This is a genomic window from Phytopseudomonas straminea, assembly GCF_900112645.1.
Lineage (GTDB): Bacteria > Pseudomonadota > Gammaproteobacteria > Pseudomonadales > Pseudomonadaceae > Aquipseudomonas > Aquipseudomonas straminea.
Genome location: NZ_FOMO01000001.1, coordinates 909,925 through 926,042, shown reverse-complemented (window position 1 = coordinate 926,042; position 16,118 = coordinate 909,925). Strand labels below are relative to the sequence as shown.

Here is a 16,118-nt window from a genome sequence, read left to right as displayed (position 1 = left end):
GGCGAGGCGCTGGTCAAGCACCCGGCCATCCAGGCCGTCGGCTTCACCGGCTCGCTCAAAGGCGGTCGCGCCCTGTGCGACATGGCCGCGGCACGCCCGCAGCCGATCCCGGTGTTCGCCGAGATGAGCAGCATCAACCCGGTCATCCTCCTGCCGGAAGCCGCCAAGGCGCGTGGCGAGAAGATCGCTGGCGAGTTGGCCGGTTCGGTGGTCATGGGCTGTGGTCAGTTCTGCACCAACCCGGGCCTGGTGATCGGTATTCGTTCGCCGGAGTTCAGCGCCTTCCTGGAAACCTTCACCGCCAAGATGGCCGAGCAGCAGCCGCAAACCATGCTCAACGCCGGCACCCTGAAGAGCTACGTGAAAGGCCTCGAAGCGCTGAATGCGCATTCGGGCATCACCCACCTGACCGGCGCCAAGCAGGAAGGCAGCCAGGCTCGCCCGCAACTGTTCAAAGCCGATGTTAGCCTGCTGCTGAACGGCGACGAACTGCTGCAGGAAGAAGTCTTCGGCCCGACCACCATCGTCGTCGAAGTAGCTGACAAGGCCGAACTGCTCAAGGCAATCAACGGCCTGCACGGCCAGTTGACCGCCACCCTGCTCACCGAGCCGGGCGACCTGGCCGGCAGCGAAGAGCTGTTCGCGCTGCTCGAGCAGAAAGTCGGCCGTGTGCTGTTCAACGGTTACCCGACCGGCGTGGAAGTCTGCGACTCCATGGTGCACGGCGGCCCGTACCCGGCGACGTCCGACGCCCGCGGCACCTCGGTCGGCACTCTGGCCATCGACCGCTTCCTGCGCCCGGTTTGCTACCAGAACTGCCCGGACGCGCTGCTGCCCGACGCCCTGAAGAACGCCAACCCGCTGGGCATCGCCCGTCTGGTCGATGGCGCCAGCAGCCGCGACGCGCTGTAAGAAACGGCTCGGCGCTCCGCCGCCGGCCCGCTCTGCGCCGTAAAGAGAAAGCCGACCTCAGGGTCGGCTTTTTTATGGGCGGTGGATCGGCGGTGGTTTTTCCAGGTGTCGCTGCGCTCGACCCGGGCTACGAGGTTCAAGATCATGCACGTGGCCTTATGTGGGAGCGCGCCATGCGCGCGAATCGCGGGCATGGCCCGCTCCCACGAACGTGCGATGCGCACCGATCAACTCGTAGGGGGGATAACGCGAAGCTTATCCACCAGCGTCACACCGCAAGATCGATGATTTGCCAACAGCAAGGCGCTCAAAGTCCCGCTGTCGCTCACGACTACCCTCAGGTCGCACTCGAACCCCGCCATACCCGGCGAGCCACGTAGGTTATCCACAGATGGACGCCAAGGCCCGAGCCAAGCGCGTCCAATATCGGAAAACTGCGGGAGGCAGCCATGGGCGTAACCACTTATCCACAATCGGCTACGCACGTCGATCTCGGCACCCTGCGCAAGGTGATCGCCGCTTCGGCCATCGGCAACTTCGTCGAGTGGTTCGATTTCGCGGTCTACGGCTTTCTTGCCGTGACCATCGCCTCGCTGTTCTTTCCGCCGGGAGACCCGACCCTGGCTCTGCTGCAGACCTTCGCGGTGTTCGCCGTATCGTTCGCACTGCGCCCGCTGGGCGGCATCGTCTTCGGTATTCTCGGCGACCGCATCGGCCGCAAGCGCGTGCTGTCGATCACCGTGCTGCTGATGGCCGGCGCCACCACCCTGATCGGTCTGCTACCCACCTACGCCAGCATCGGCCTGGTCGCCCCGCTGCTGCTGGCCCTGGCCCGCTGCCTGCAGGGATTCTCCGCCGGCGGTGAATACGCTGGTGCCTGCGCTTTCGTCATGGAGCACGCACCCACCGAGCAGAAGGCGCGCTATGGCAGCTTCGTGCCGGTCTCGACCTTCGCGGCTTTCGCCTGTGCGGCCGGATTGGTGTTCGGCATGGGCCTCTGGCTGGACGAAGCGCAAATGCAGGCCTGGGGCTGGCGCGTGCCCTTCCTGATCGCCGCGCCCCTGGGTCTGGTCGGCCTGTATATGCGCCTGCGCCTGGACGAATCGCCGGCCTTCCAGGCCCTGGCGGCGCAAGCCCACCCTGAACACTCGCCGCTGCGCGAAACCCTGCGCGAGCATGGCGGCACCGTGCTGTGCCTGTCGGCGTTCATCTCCGCCACAGCACTGTCGTTCTACATGTTCACCACCTACCTGACCACCTACATGCAGGTGGTCGGCGGCGCGGCCAGGCCGACCGCCCTGCTCGCCAGCCTGGTGGCGCTGTTCTTCGCCGCCTTGCTGTGCCCGTTGGTGGGCCGCTACTCGGACCGCGTCGGCCGTCGGCGCACCATCCTCACCGCCGGCATCGCGCTGATCGTCGCGGTGTACCCCGCCTTCACCCTGGCCGCCTCCGGCACCCTGTGGGCCTCGGCGGTGGGCGCGATGCTGCTGGCCGTGGGCGCGGTGATCTGCGGCGTGGTGACCGCCGTACTGCTCTCCGAGCAGTTCCCCACCCGCGTGCGCTACACGGCTTCGGCGTTCACCTACAACCTGGCCTACACGGTATTCGGCGGCACCGCGCCGTTGGTCGCCACCTGGCTGATCGAGGTGACCGGCAACCGCATGTCGCCGGCCTTCTACCTGATCGCCATCGCCCTGCTGGCGCTGGCTGGTGGCCTGGCGCTGCCGGAGTCGTCGAAGCGTTCGCTGGATTACCGCACCTGAGCGATCAGTACGCCACCGAGTAACTGAGGCCAAAGGTACGGCCCTGCGCCGGCAGGCTGGAGATCGCCCCGTAGGTGGCTGCCGCCTGCTGGCCGTAGACGGTCTTGTAGTCGCGATCGGCCAGGTTGTAGACGCCAAAGCCAACCTCGCCGCCAAGCCAGGGCGCGTGGGCGATCAGGTCGACCACGGTATAGCCCTGGATCTTGGTCGCCGGCGTGGCGCGAATAGTCGGGCTGACCGCCGCGGACTGGGCGTCGTCATAGGCGCGATCGCTACCGCCCACGGTGAGCGCCTGCAGGCGTACGCCGTAGCCGTCAGCGAAACGCCAGTCACTGTAGAGGGTGGCCTTGAGCGGCGAGACGCGAAAGGCATTCAGCTCGCGCCAGTTGCCGGCGGCGTCCTTGTACTGGCCACGGGTGTAGGCCAGGGTGCCGCCCACCATCCAGCCCTCGGTCACCGGCACCTGAAGATTGCCTTCGGCGCCCCACACGCGCTCGTCGGTGTCGGCCACCGACACGCTGAAATCACGGTTGAACTGCACCACCTTGTCGGAGGTGTTGTAGAACGCGGTCACCCCGGCATTCAGGCCGCCGGCCTCGCCGAGGCGCCAGCCCAGTTCGTAGTTGTTCACCTTGATCGAATCGATGCTGCTGCTATCGATCACGAAGTTGGCCGGCACGTCACGCAACATGCGCTGCGTGTCGGGCAGGCTGAAGCCTTGGGAGAAGTTGGCGAACAACTGCTGGGCATCGGTCAGCGCGTACACGGCGCCGAGGTTGAACAGGGTTTCGCTGTGGCGCACGTTGCCGCCCTCGAGGGTGCGCGCTTGGTAGCCGGTCACGCTGGCAGCAGTGACCGCCTCGCCATAGGGGATGGAATCGTCCACCTCGTTGCGGATGGTTTCGCGGCGCACCCCGGCTTGCAGGCTGAGGCGCTCGGTAAGCGGGTAGTCGCCCTGTAGGAATGCGCCGGTCTTGCTCACTTGCACGTCTGGGCCCATGGAGGAACTGAAGGTCTCGCGGTAATTCAGGCCATTGCTGGCGAAGAAGTTGTTGAAGTCATAGAACTGGCCGTCCTGACGATCCTGCTCACGCTCGTGATCGAGGCCGTAGGTCAGTTGCAGGTCGCGTCCGCCCAGGGTGAAGCCTTTCTGCAGCGCGGTGCGCAGGCCCCACACATCGATATCGGTGCTCGATTGCAGCACCACGTTGGCCACGCCACCGGGCAACGCGGCATTCGCTGCGCGACTGGCGAACGGGAACCAGCGCGATTTCTCCTTGCGGTAGTAAACCTCGGCCGTCAACTGTTGGCCGCCGAACAGGTCGCGGTTGAGGTATTGCAGGTTGGCGCCGTAATGGCGGGTGCGTGGCTGATCGTCGAGCTGCAGGCCATCCACGGCCTCGTGGCTGGGCTGGTAGTTGGGCACCAGCAAGGCCGACAGGTTGGGGCCGTAGTCCGGGCCGTAATCGCTGTCCTGTTCGTCGTCGTAATAGCGCACGCCGCCGCTCAGTTGCTGGTCATCGTCGAGGTGCCAGGTCAGGCGGCCGTTGAAGTCGAAGCTGGTGGTGTCCTGGCGGTCGGTCTGGGAAATTTCCGGGCCGATGCGATCACCGTCGGCATCGCGGATCTCGCCCTGCTTGGTGAAGCTCAGGCCGGCGAAACCACTGACTGCGCCCTGATGGAAGGCGGCGGTCTGCGAGGCCTCGTAGGCCATGGCGTCACGGGCGGCGCGACCTGGGGTGCGCAGGCCGATGCGGCTGCTGAAATCACTGGTCTCTTCGTCGGCATTGCGGGTGATGATGTTGATCAGGCCACCGGTGGCTCCGGCACCATAGATGCTGGTAGCGCCGGAAATCACTTCGATGCGCTCGATCATCGCTGGGCTGATGCTGTTGAGCTGGCGCGAACCGTCGCGCGAGCCGGTCAGCGGCACGCCGTCGATCATCACCTGCACGGTGCGACCGCGCATGGTCATGCCGTAGTTGCTGGTGGTGCCACTGCTCGGCGCCAGCGAGGGCACCAGCTGGCCGAGGATATCGGCAGTGGAACGGCCAGCGGCGGCCTGCTCGACGATCTGCTCACGCTCGATGCCATAAACCGTGCCGGCGATCTCGGCGATGCTCTTGGCCGAACGGGTGGCCGTCACCACCATTGGCCCCAGTTCCCGGACCTGGCTGCTGCCGGCTGCCGCGCGCTCCTCACTCTGGGCGAACACCTGGGCACTGATCGCCAGACTCAGAAGCGTGACCTGCATGGATGCCGAAAGATGCCGCATGATGTTCCCCTGTGGATAAGTTACGAAGCGAAGCCGGAAGAGAGTTTCTTGATGAGCGGTTTGCAGACCAGCACGCTGAGCACCGACAGCCCCCCCAGCAGCAGGTAGTAGGTTTCATAGCCCAGCCCCTTGGCCAGGAAGCCGGACAGCGAGCCGCCGATGAAGAACACCAGCAACTCGAAACACACCAAAACGGTGAAATCGGTACCGGCCTGCTGGCGCGAACACAGGCGCATGAATAGGGCATAGAGGCTGGTCATCGCCATGTAGCGCAGCGCCAGAATGGCCAGTACCACCAGGCCGAGCCAGGCCGTCGAGGTGGCAGCCAGGCCGCTGGCCAGCAACGCGGCGAGCAGCAGGTAGATGCCGCTGCGCCACCAGCCGGCGCGGATCAGCAACCCCTCCGCCGCTTGGGTCTTCAGGGCTTTGGCAGTCAGTACTGCCGCCAACAGACCGAGGCTGGCACCGGCCACTGACATCAGCACACCGATCTGCGCCAGCGACCACTGCTGGTCCACCAGTAGCGGCGTGAGCATGGCCATCGCCGGCGCTTCAACCGCGCGATAGAGCAGAATCAGCAATAGCGCCCAGCGCATTTCAGGCCGTCGCAACGTGTGGATGAAGCTGGGTCGCTCAGCGGACGGCGAATGACGCTCTTCGACGCGTGTCACTGCCAACATGGGCAGTGCAGTCATCAGTGCCAGTGCCAGCAAGGCGGTCTGCCAGCCAGTGGCCTGGTACAGCCAGAGCACGCCGGCACCGCCGAAGAGGCTGCCCAGTGCCACGCCCATGCTCTGCGCCATGCTGCCCAGGCGGTGATCCTCGCTTGCCAGCGACTCGACCGTATAGCCGTCGATAGCGATGTCCTGAGTCGCGGCGAAGGTGGATATCCACAGGCCGATCAGCACGAACAACAGCAGGCCATGCTCGAGCCCACTCATGGCGAGGGCCACCAGGCCGGCCACCAACGCGGCCTGGGTCAGCCACAACCAGGTGCGGCGCCGACCGAGCGCATGCAGGTAATGGCGATCGACCAGCGGCGCCCAGATGAACTTGAACGCCCAGGGGATGTACAGCAGGGCGAGCATGCCGATCCAGCGCAGATCGACGCCCTGGCTGCGCAGGATGGCTGGCAGCGCCACGTTGAAGAAATACAGCGGTAATGCGTGAGCCAGGTAGAGCACGACGATGACCGTCAGGCCCAGCCGCGTTACCGGCGTGAAGTCATTGGACTGTTGCATCGCTCACCATGCGCTCGGCGATCCACTGAAAACCCTGCTCACGCTCCAGGGTCACGAAATAAGGCACGCCCCAGGCGGCGTGCAGGGCCGGCGCATCGAGACGCTCACACTCCTCGGCGTCCATGGCGATACGTACCAGGCCACGGCAGCAGCTCCGGAAATCCGCCTTGTGGCGTTTGTACCAGGCCCCCTGCACGGCGCGATAACCCTCGGCCAGGCTGGCGCCGACCTGGGTACTCGAGATGAAGTAGAACGCCTGGCGACGGGTGATAAGGCGCTCGATGTGCGCCAGCCAGTCGCGGATGTCGTCAAGGCTGACGTCGTCGGCGAATACGGCCTCGACCACGGCCGTTTCCGTGATGAACAAACCCATGGCGACACGATTCCCCTGAGCGATTCGACGCAACCCCACCGGCTGCGATTGCATTGCACATGAGAATAATTCTGAACAAGCTTGCCCGCTTAGGCGAAAAAAAGGAAAAATTAGCCGCAAGCAAACTTCCCGAGAGACCCGCCATGACGGTCTTCACCTGTGGCCAGCTCAGCGACGTCGCCCATAACCTGGGCGGCAACCTGCATTTCCAGCGCGAGATGCCGGGCGAACTGCCGGTGCTGGATGGCGAGCAGCAGGTGCAGATACTCGGCGACGGCCTGGTGCTGTACTTCAGCCAGAGCCGCGATCTGGTCGATGCCAGCAGCCAAAATCGTCTGGCTCCGGGAATCACCGCCGCCTTCCTGCTGAGCGGCGAGGCGGAGGTCAGCCTGCCGCACCAGCGCCTGCACTTCGATGCGCGCCCAGGCGGCCAGCGCGCCATGCTGGTCAACCTCACCGATGCGGACCAGTTTCAGCGTCATTGGCAATGCGAGCGCCAGGAAACCAAGGTGTGCCTGAGCATCACCCCAGGCTGGCTGCAGCATTTCGCCTTCGCCAGCCAGTTGTGCAGCGACAACCTGCTGCGCTTCAGCCGCAACCACTGGCAAAACCTGCCCTGGCAGCCGTCAGCGGAAATCCTCCAGCGCGCTCACCAGCTGCTGGCGCGCGATGCCGGCCTACCTCCGCTGCTGCAGCGCCTGCAACGGGAAAGCTTCGCCCTCGACCTGGCCAGCGACATCCTGCGCGGCATCGATGCGCCGCCGGAGAAACGCCTCGGCAACCACCTCGAACGCTGCCTGCTGCGCCTCAGGGGTTGGCTCGACAGTGGCGAAGCGAACGACCTCAGTATCACCGAGATGGCCCGCCAGCTCGGCACCAACCCGGTCGATCTGCAGAACGCCTTCCGCAGCCGTAACGGCATCACCATCGCCGCTTATCTGCGCAGGCGCCGCCTGGAGCAGGCCTATCACGCCATCTGTCAGCAATCACTGTCGATCGAAGAGGCAGCCAGCCTGGCCGGTTATGAACACCTCAGCAGCTTCAGCGCCGCCTTCAAGCGCCAGTACGGGTTTCCTCCCTCGCAAGCCAGACAATGAGCGGGTACAGGGGCGCTATGATGGGCTCCTACTCGTTCCAATGGGTGCCCTATGCGACTCGATCTCGAACATGAACCCGACGACCGTCTGCTCGGCCAATGCTTCAGGCTGCACCAGCCGGCCTCGCTGCAAGAGCTGCTGAGCGCCTATGACGATGCGCCCGACGGGCATCGCCATCTGTTCACCCTGGACGACCTGGGCCAGGCGCTCTACACCGCGATGCATGCGAGCCACCGCCATGATCTGGACAGCGGCGACTGGCTGCAGGAGGCGGGGATCGCCGCGAGCTGGCTGGAAGATGGCTATCCACGGGATGACCTGTCGCTGCAGCAGCGCCTGCACATCCGTCGCCTGGGGTTCGAACGCACGCTGCAGGAAACTTCATTCGACGATCTGTTCGCCAAGGATCTGCGCGTGGATGAAGACAGCCTCGCCGACCTGATGGCTGCCAATACCGACTTGCTGCCGGTAATCGATGACGAATGCTATCTACTGCGGATTCCCGTGCAACGCGCCTGCGAGGCGATTTACGGCTTCGCCAACGGCTACTTTTCAAGCGATCTGTCGCCGCAAGAGAATTTTCGCCTGGCCGAGCATCTGGAAAACCACTACGGCTACGCCCTGTTCGGCATAGGCGCCAGCCTCATAGCCTTCCGTCGCTCACGGGTGCTTGATGAGCCCCAGACCACCAGCCTGCTCGATCTGCTGAGCCGCCTATACGCCCGCGAGGATAACGAGCTGCAGGTTCGGACACTGTTTGCGGACAGCATCGCAAACCGCGAGCTGCTGGTGCTGCGCTATACCGAATGACCGAGTGAAATCAGATCGGCAGCAGGTCCGTCTCGGCATCTGCACTTGGCTCACCCGTGCTGCCCGAGCAGCGCAGCCAGGGCCTCATCGATCTCGCTTAACGCCGGGCGGGCGCCGACCTCCGGTTGCTTGCAGCGCCGCACCAGCTCGGCCAACTGCGCTGCGCGCCCAGTTGGCACGTCGCAGCGCTGCAGCAGCTCCTCGAGCAAAATGCCGAACGCACGCACCTCGATACGCTGCAGCAACGCCTGTTGCAGCGGCGTTGCAGCGGGCAGGAAGGACGCCGCGCCGAAGTCGCCGAGCAGCGCGTTGCCGGCCTCGTCGATCAGGATGTTATGGCCGTAGAGATCGCCATGGATGACGCCGCGCTCGTGCAGGTGACGCAGCGCCGAGGCGATGCCACTGGCAGTACGCAGCGCCTTGACTAACGGCACGCGCCAGTCGCTCGGATAGACATCGCGGCTGCAACTTTCCAGGCTCGGCGGCCCGGCGAGGATGCTGAAACGCGGCTCGACCAGGCTCAGCAACAAGCCCTGCTCGCCTTGCGGATGGTCGACGACGCGGCCAATCGCGCCGATCAGATTGGCATGCTGGCCGACCATGAGGCACGCGGCCATTTCGCTCTGCGGCGTGCCATCGCTGGTCATCTGCCCCTTGAACAGTTTCAGGGCCACGGCCTGGCGCTGGCCATCGGCCCGCTGCCAGTCGGCGCGGTGGATGATGCCCGATGCGCCCTGGCCCAGTACCTCGCCCAGCTGCAAGTCGGCCCAGCTCACATCGGGCGTGTGGGACTCGAGCGCGCCCGCTTCATCGAAGGGGTTTCCGGCATGGGCCAGCCAGGCCAGGCTGGGCAGTTGCAGCAGGAAATCCGGCAAGGCGGGCAGTTGGTTGGCGGCGATGCGCAGCAGCTCCAGCTTGTGCAACCGCGTCAGGCTCGCCGGCAGCTCACGCAGGCGGTTACCGGCCAACATCAGCTTCTGCAGCTCGCTGCAGTCGCCCAGTTCGGCGGGCAGGGTTTCCAGGCAGTTGTCGGTAAGAACCAGCCAGCGCAGACGCGGCGGCAGCGCCCCCGCACTCAGCTGGCGAATACGGTTGGACTTGAAGCCGACCATACGCAGTGACGGGCAGCGCCCCACGGATTCGGGCACATGCTCGAAGCGGTTGTTCGAGCAGAACAGCACCTGCAGGCGATGCAACCGGTGCAGGTCCTCGGGCAGGTCGCTGAGCTGGTTATCGCTCAGGTTGAGCACTTCCAGGCTGTCGGCCAGGGTGAATATTTCCTCGGGAAAGTGCGTGAGCGACGCGGACAGATCGAGGCGGCTGATGCCCTTGAGCTGGCCGGAACGCAATTGGTCGAGGGTGTGCATCGAGGGTTGGCCTTGTTGCGGAGTTGGCGCGCCAGTCTACGGCAACACCAGGTGGCCAAGGAAACGCTCAGAGCCGGGGCAGCTGGGGCAGCGACTCGATATGGCAGTAGTCCGCACCCAGCTCACCCGCCAGTTGCGCGGCGCGCCCCAGACGGATCGGCGCGCACTCGATATCCACCAGAGTGGCCGGGCATGGGCTGGGCGCCAGCGCCGGCCATTCGCGCAAACGCCCGTCGGTGACCACCAGCAGTCGTTGCGCCTCGCCCGGCTTGAGGCGTTGGCGGCGCTGCAGCCAGTCGTGGGCCTGCTGCAGGGCCGGGATCAGCGGGCTGCCACCGCCTGCGCCGAGTTCACTCAACCAGCCTTGCAGGGCACAAGAGGCTTTCTGGCCCTGCCAGTGCCATTGCGGCTGCGTGCCGTGGGCGTCGAGCACGGCGATACGGGCACGCTCCCGGTAGGCCCGCTCGAACAGCTCGGCGAGCAGGCCCTTGGCCTTGCTCAGGGCGCCGTGGCGGCGGGTCGAGGCCGAGGCATCGACGACGATCAGCCACAGCTGTGTAGGGGCGGTGCTGCGCGGGCGGTGTTGCAGGTCGGCACGACGCCTGGGCTTGCCTTGCAGCAAGGTGGCGAGCCAGTCGATGGTACCGCTGTCGCCGCGCCGCTTGGCACCGCTGCGCCCGCCTGCCTGTTTGCCTGGTGTCGGTCTGGCATCCGTCCCCGCCTTGGCGCGCGGGGGAATGCCTAGGGCTTTTTTGCCCAGCGCGGCGGCTCGCGGCGCTCGCCGGTGCGTTGCGCCTGCGCAGGCAGCTCGCCCCACTGCCCTTCGCCTGCAGCGGGTTGTTCGCTCGGCGCCTGGGGCGGCGGGCTGGCTGGCGGTTGCGCCTGCTGTTGCGGCGGCGCGTGGCGACGACGGTGGCGCAGCACGAAGTCGGCCACGGCCTCGATATCCTCCTCGCTGATGGCATCGGCGCCGCGCCAGGCGGCATGGGCACGGGCGGCGCGCAGCCAGACCAGGTCGGCACGCAGGCCATCGACGCCAGCGGCGAAGCAGCGCTGGGTGATGGCGTCGAGCGCCCTGTCATCGAGGGCGATGCCCGTCACGCGCGCGCGCGCCTGCCCACAGCGCGCGGCCAGGGCCTGCTGCTGCTCGGCCCACCTGGCAACGAACGCCTGGGGGTCGGCATCGAAGGCCAGGCGACGGCGGACGATCTCGGCGCGCGCCCCCGGCTGCGGCTGGCCATCCAGGGCCAGGTTGAGGCCGAAGCGGTCGAGCAGTTGCGGGCGCAGCTCGCCTTCTTCGGCGTTCATGGTGCCGATCAGGACGAAGCGCGCAGCGTGGCGGTGGGAAATGCCGTCGCGCTCGACGTGGTTGACGCCGCTGGCCGCCGCATCGAGCAGCAAGTCGACCAGATGATCGGGCAACAGGTTGACCTCATCGACATACAGCACGCCGCAGTCGGCCTTGCTCAGCAGGCCAGGCGAGAACTGCGCGCGGCCTTCGCCCAGGGCCGCGTCCAGGTCGAGGGTGCCGACGATGCGCTCTTCGCTGGCGCCCAGCGGCAGGGTGACGAACACGCCGCTTTCCAACAGCGCTGCCAGGCCACGGGCCAGGGTCGACTTGGCCATGCCCCGCGGGCCTTCGATCAGCACGCCGCCGATGGCCGGATCCACCGCCACCAGGCACAGCGCCAATTTCAGGGAGTCGGCGCCGACCACGGCGGCGAGGGGGAAATGGACGGTGTCGGTCATGGGGCGATCCGGGCTGGGCAAAGGCGGCATTGTAGCAGCGAGCGGTCGTGCGCAGCCCCGCTCGTCTGCTAAGGTCGCTGGTTTGGCATGCCGAACCATCAGGGAGATTTCGATGCGCCTGTGCATTTTCTGTGGCTCCAACGCGGGCTCCAATCCCGTTTACCTCGAGGCCGCCACGCGCCTCGGCAAAACCCTCGCCGAGGCCGGCATCGGCCTGGTGTACGGCGGCGCGTCCGTCGGCCTGATGGGCGCCGTGGCCAACGCCGCGCTCGAAGCCGGTGGCGAAGTGATCGGGGTGATCCCGCGTTCGCTGTGGGAGAAGGAAGTCGCCCACACCGGCCTCGACGACCTGCGCATCGTCGACTCCATGCACCAACGCAAGGCGCTGATGGCCGAACTGTCGGATGGCTTCATCGCCCTGCCCGGCGGTGTCGGCACCCTGGAAGAGCTCTTCGAGGTATGGACCTGGGCGCAACTGGGCCATCACCAGAAGCCCTGCTCGCTGCTCAATATCAACGGTTACTACGACCGCCTCGCGGCATTTCTCGATCACATGGTCGACGAAGCCTTCGTCAAGGCGCCGCACCGCGAGATGCTGATCGTCGAACAGGATATTGACGCGCTGCTGGCGGCGATCGATGGCTATGAAGCGCCGCAGGTGGGCAAGTGGATCGGTCGCAAGGAGACCTGATGAACGCTCAACCACGACTGGGCTGCGGCGCCGCCATCATGCAGGACGGCCGTCTGCTGCTGGTACGCCGCCTGCGTGAGCCGGAAGCCGGCTGCTGGGGGCTGCCCGGCGGCAAGGTGGACTGGCTGGAGCCGGTCGAGCAGGCGGTGCGCCGCGAAATCGAGGAAGAGCTGGCCATCCGCCTGACGTCGCTGAGCCTGCTCTGCGTGGTCGATCAGATCGACGCGCAGCGCGGCGAACACTGGCTGGCACCGGTCTACCTGGCCGATACCTTCGACGGCGAAGTGCGCAACGTCGAGCCCGAGAAACACAGCGATATCGGCTGGTTCGCCCTCGATGGCCTGCCAGAGCCGCTGACCGTGGCGACGCGCAAGGCAGCGTGCGCGCTCAACGAACGGCGCTTGCAATCGACCACCACGATGAATTAACGTCGAGCCCATTCAACGGAGCCGCACATGTCCACATCCCCGATTCTGAACGCCACTCGCCTCGATGCAGCCTGCATCGTGATCGCGCGTGCCCAGGCATCTGTGGTCGCGGCGGCCTCGTATTTTTATGGGTATTGGTTTAGCCACAGGCGCGCCTGATACCCCACAGGCGCCCTAGCAACTCAGGGTCGCCACCAGACAGTTTCTCGAAACCCCCGGTCGGCCTCCCGACCGGGGGTTTTGTTTTTCCGGCACATCGATCGTTCACAGAGGATTTCACCATGACTGCATACGCCACCTACCAGACCTATTACCGCTACAGCTGGCGATTTACCGGCGCTCACGCCGCTCAACCACTCAATCGAACATCCCATCGAGCCCGATAGTGCGCCGCGCGCGGTAACGTCCGCGCCGGCCGAGGAAATCACCATGTCCGTAGCCGTCAATTCCCGCTCCACCGCCAAAGCCGCCGACCTGCATCTGGTCGCCGCCCCGAGCCGTCGCCACACCTCGCCTCTGCCTACCGCCGCCCAATTGCGCGAAGAGCTGCCACTCTCGACCGCCCTCGCCCGCCAGGTGCAGCAGCAACGCCAGTCGATCCGCGCCATTCTCGATGGCCATGACCCGCGCCTGCTGGTGGTGGTCGGCCCTTGCTCCCTGCACGACGATGCCGCCGTACTCGAGTACGCCGAGCGCTTGGCCGCACTGAGCCAGCGTGTGGGCGATCGCCTGCTGCTGGTGATGCGCGCCTACGTCGAGAAGCCGCGCACCACGGTGGGCTGGAAAGGCCTGGTCTACGATCCGGCACTGGATGGCAGTGGCGACATGGCCGAAGGCCTGCGTCGTTCGCGAAAATTGATGCTCAAGTTGCTGGAGCTGGGCCTGCCATTGGCCAGCGAGATCCTCCAGCCGCTGGTGGCTGGCTACTTCGACGACCTGCTCGGCTGGGCGGCCATCGGCGCACGCACCAGCGAATCCCAGGTGCATCGCGAGCTGGTCAGCGGCCTGGAGATGCCGGTGGGCTTCAAGAACGGCACTGACGGCAGCCTCGGCATCGCCTGCGACGCCATGCGCTCGGCGGCCCATGCGCACCAGCACTTCGGCGTCGATCCGCAGGGTCGCCCGGCGCTGGTGCAAACCCACGGCAACCCGGACACCCACCTGGTGCTGCGCGGCGGCCATGGCGCGCCGAACTACGACGCCGCCAGCGTCGCCACCGCGCGGGCCGAGCTGGAGCGTCAGGGCATCGCGCCACGGATCATGGTCGACTGCAGCCATGCCAACAGCGGCAAGAACCCGCTGCGCCAGCCCGAGGTACTCAGCGACGTGCTCGACCAGCGCCTGGCCGGCGATGGCTCGCTGCGCGCGGTGATGATCGAAAGCCACCTGTTCGACGGCGCCCAGAGCCTGGGCGGCGAGCTACGCTACGGCGTGTCGATCACCGACGGCTGTCTGGGTTGGGCCGGCACCGAACGCATGCTGGTGGACGCTGCCATCCGCATGCGTCACCTGGTCTGACCTCGTAGCCTGGCGTTGGGCGTGGCGATACCCAGGACAGCTTTCCCGTGTATCGCTGCGCTCGACCACGGGCTACCACGTGGATTTACGGATCATGCCCGCTCGTACTGCCAGCCCTGGGCCGTCCACTGCAGGCGATCGGTGATGGCCAATGCCTCGATGAACGCGGCGTCGTGGGAGACCAAAATCAGCGCCCCGCGGTAGTCGCGCAGCATGGCCTCGACGGCCAACAGCGAGTCGAGGTCGATATGGTTGTCGGGCTCGTCGAGCAGCAGCAGGGGCGCTGCCGATTCCCCGTCTATCACCCCGGCAAGCGCCAGCTTGAGGCGCTCACCGCCGCTGAGCTGGCGGCACGGCAGCACGGCACGCAGGGCATCGAGCCCCAGGTGAACCAGTCGCGTACGGGCCAGTGCCTCGGGCAGCCCAGGGCTGCAGCGACGCAGGTGATCCAGCGCCGTTTCATTGCCCGGCAGGCAGGAAAGCTGCTGATCCAGATAGGCCAGCGGCACCTCGACCCGACACTCGCCGGCAACGGCGGCCAGCCGCCCGGCAAGCATCGCCAGCAGGCTCGACTTGCCACAACCGTTAGGCCCGCTGATGGCCAGCCGTCGCGGGCCGAACATCTCGATGTCCGGCAAGGCGGCCCCTGAATAGGGCGCCCGCACGCCCCGCAGGCTGAGCACCCGCCTGCCCTCGGCCAGGCCGCCAGCCTTGCCGTGCAGCTGGATGGCGTGGCCTTCGTGCACCCGCTGCGCCGCATCGCGCACGGCGTCGTCGAGGTCGCGGCTGACCGCTTGCAGGCGCTGCTGCAACCGGCCGGCGCTGGCCTCGCTGCGGCCCTTCTGGCGATCCAGCAGAATCTGCGCCTGATTGGCATGCCGTGCATCTCGGCTTGCGCTGGCGATGCGGCGCTGCTGGCGTTGCTGCTGGGCCTGCAGTTCACGCTCGCCGCGTTTGCGTTCGCTACGGGCATGCGCCAGGGCCTGCTGGGCGGCTTGCTCATCGCGCTGTCGCGCCTCGCGGTAAAAACCATAGTTGCCGCCATACGCGCGCAACCCTAAAGGCGAAAGTTCGACGATGCGCTGCATGCCCTCCAGCAGTTCGCGATCATGGCTGATCACCACCAGCCCACCCGGCCACTGCTGCAGGCGCCGATAGAGGCGCAGCCGGCTGGCCCGATCCAAGTGGTTGCTGGGTTCATCGAGAATCAACAGGTCGGCATCGCCCAGAAACGCGCCGAGCAGTGCCACCCGCCTACGCTCACCACCGCTGAGCTGGGCGGCCGGGCCATGCAGCGCGAGATGCGCCAAGCCGTCGTCCTGCAGCGCCAGATGCAAGCGCTCGGCGATGTCCCAGCGGCCGTCGAGCAGCTCGATATCGTTCTCCCCCATGCGCCCGTCGGCCACTCGACACAGCGCATCGTAAGGTGCCGCGAAGCCCATCAGGTCGACGACGCGGGTGGTGTCGTCCACGTCGATAGTCTGGGGCAGATAGGCAACCCGAGCCTGCCGCACGATGCGCCCGGCGCTTGGCGGCAAGAGCCCAGCGAGCAGCCGGCCGAGCACGCTCTTGCCGGCACCGTTGCGCCCCACCAGGCCGGTGTGGCGGGCATCGAAGGTTTCGCTCAGCTCATCGAACAATGGCTGGCCATCGGGGAAATGAAAGGACACGCGCTCGAGCGCGATAACAGGCGAGTTCGTCATGAATGACTCCAGGCAATGCCGTGAAAACGCGCGGCACAAGGCCACGGCGGACGATCACAGGTCGTGCGTACACGACGGCATTACTGGCGCATTGGACGAAACTCCGGCGGGGAATGAGCGGCCAGGGTAAACCTGGGTCAGGCTGAGGGCAACCCGGCAAACTAATGGGCTAACTGCAGGCAGTAGGATGG

At 66.2% G+C, this 16,118-nt stretch carries 14 protein-coding genes; 7 read left to right on the top strand and 7 right to left on the bottom strand.

The annotated features are described in order from the left end of the window. Window positions 1–912 (top strand): aldehyde dehydrogenase family protein (locus tag BM279_RS04135; protein WP_143103562.1); only part of this gene is annotated, 912 nt, incomplete at its 5' end. 449 nt (window positions 913–1,361) lie between these two features. Further along, window positions 1,362–2,675 carry an MFS transporter gene (locus BM279_RS04130; protein WP_093501163.1) on the top strand — a complete coding sequence of 438 codons (1,314 nt, stop codon included), beginning with the start codon at window positions 1,362–1,364 and terminating at the stop codon, window positions 2,673–2,675. A 4-nt stretch (window positions 2,676–2,679) separates the two neighbouring features. On the opposite strand, the gene BM279_RS04125 is transcribed toward BM279_RS04130, so the two are convergent. The 3 genes from BM279_RS04125 to BM279_RS04115 are packed head-to-tail and all read right to left on the bottom strand — an operon-like array spanning window position 2,680 to window position 6,564. Next, entirely contained in the window at window positions 2,680–4,950 is a 2,271-nt protein-coding gene (locus BM279_RS04125) for a TonB-dependent receptor (protein WP_167363088.1), read from the bottom strand. 20 nt (window positions 4,951–4,970) lie between these two features. After that, window positions 4,971–6,191: an MFS transporter gene (locus BM279_RS04120; RefSeq protein ID WP_093501159.1), complete on the bottom strand. Its 1,221-nt coding sequence runs from the start codon at window positions 6,189–6,191 to the stop codon at window positions 4,971–4,973. Further along, window positions 6,175–6,564 (bottom strand): hypothetical protein, encoded by a 390-nt coding sequence (locus BM279_RS04115; RefSeq protein ID WP_093501157.1) that lies wholly within the window; start codon window positions 6,562–6,564, stop codon window positions 6,175–6,177. Before BM279_RS04115 ends, BM279_RS04120 begins: the two co-directional genes overlap by 17 nt. A gap of 143 nt (window positions 6,565–6,707) precedes the next feature. On the opposite strand from BM279_RS04115, the gene BM279_RS04110 reads away from it, so the two are divergent. Continuing rightward, window positions 6,708–7,661, top strand: a complete 954-nt coding sequence (locus BM279_RS04110; protein ID WP_093501155.1) for an AraC family transcriptional regulator — start codon at window positions 6,708–6,710, stop codon at window positions 7,659–7,661. Between the two features lie 51 nt (window positions 7,662–7,712). After that, window positions 7,713–8,471 (top strand): hypothetical protein, encoded by a 759-nt coding sequence (locus BM279_RS04105; protein WP_093501153.1) that lies wholly within the window; start codon window positions 7,713–7,715, stop codon window positions 8,469–8,471. Between the two features lie 50 nt (window positions 8,472–8,521). On the opposite strand, the gene BM279_RS04100 is transcribed toward BM279_RS04105, so the two are convergent. The 3 genes from BM279_RS04100 to BM279_RS04090 form a co-directional block, all read right to left on the bottom strand. Next, a complete protein-coding gene (locus BM279_RS04100; RefSeq protein ID WP_093501151.1) occupies window positions 8,522–9,838 on the bottom strand; it encodes a leucine-rich repeat-containing protein kinase family protein in 1,317 nt (438 codons plus the stop codon). A gap of 67 nt (window positions 9,839–9,905) precedes the next feature. Continuing rightward, window positions 9,906–10,598, bottom strand: a complete 693-nt coding sequence (locus tag BM279_RS04095) for a vWA domain-containing protein (RefSeq protein ID WP_167363095.1) — start codon at window positions 10,596–10,598, stop codon at window positions 9,906–9,908. Continuing rightward, window positions 10,580–11,587, bottom strand: coding sequence for a magnesium chelatase ATPase subunit I (locus BM279_RS04090; protein WP_093501149.1), 1,008 nt, complete (start codon window positions 11,585–11,587; stop codon window positions 10,580–10,582). The genes BM279_RS04095 and BM279_RS04090 overlap by 19 nt, the downstream gene beginning before the upstream one ends. A 112-nt stretch (window positions 11,588–11,699) precedes the next feature. Between BM279_RS04090 and BM279_RS04085 the strand changes: the two genes are divergently transcribed. From BM279_RS04085 to BM279_RS04075, 3 genes are all read left to right on the top strand, one after another. Continuing rightward, window positions 11,700–12,278 carry an LOG family protein gene (locus BM279_RS04085; RefSeq protein WP_013793505.1) on the top strand — a complete coding sequence of 193 codons (579 nt, stop codon included), beginning with the start codon at window positions 11,700–11,702 and terminating at the stop codon, window positions 12,276–12,278. Further along, window positions 12,278–12,706, top strand: coding sequence for an NUDIX hydrolase (locus tag BM279_RS04080; RefSeq protein WP_093501147.1), 429 nt, complete (start codon window positions 12,278–12,280; stop codon window positions 12,704–12,706). Before BM279_RS04085 ends, BM279_RS04080 begins: the two co-directional genes overlap by 1 nt. 429 nt (window positions 12,707–13,135) lie before the next feature. After that, complete coding sequence (locus BM279_RS04075; RefSeq protein WP_208604516.1) at window positions 13,136–14,224, top strand: 3-deoxy-7-phosphoheptulonate synthase; 1,089 nt, start codon at window positions 13,136–13,138, stop codon at window positions 14,222–14,224. 92 nt (window positions 14,225–14,316) lie between these two features. Here the strand turns inward: BM279_RS04075 and BM279_RS04070 are convergent, their stop codons facing one another. Beyond that, window positions 14,317–15,927, bottom strand: coding sequence for an ATP-binding cassette domain-containing protein (locus tag BM279_RS04070; RefSeq protein WP_093501145.1), 1,611 nt, complete (start codon window positions 15,925–15,927; stop codon window positions 14,317–14,319). Window positions 15,928–16,118 lie beyond the last annotated feature (191 nt).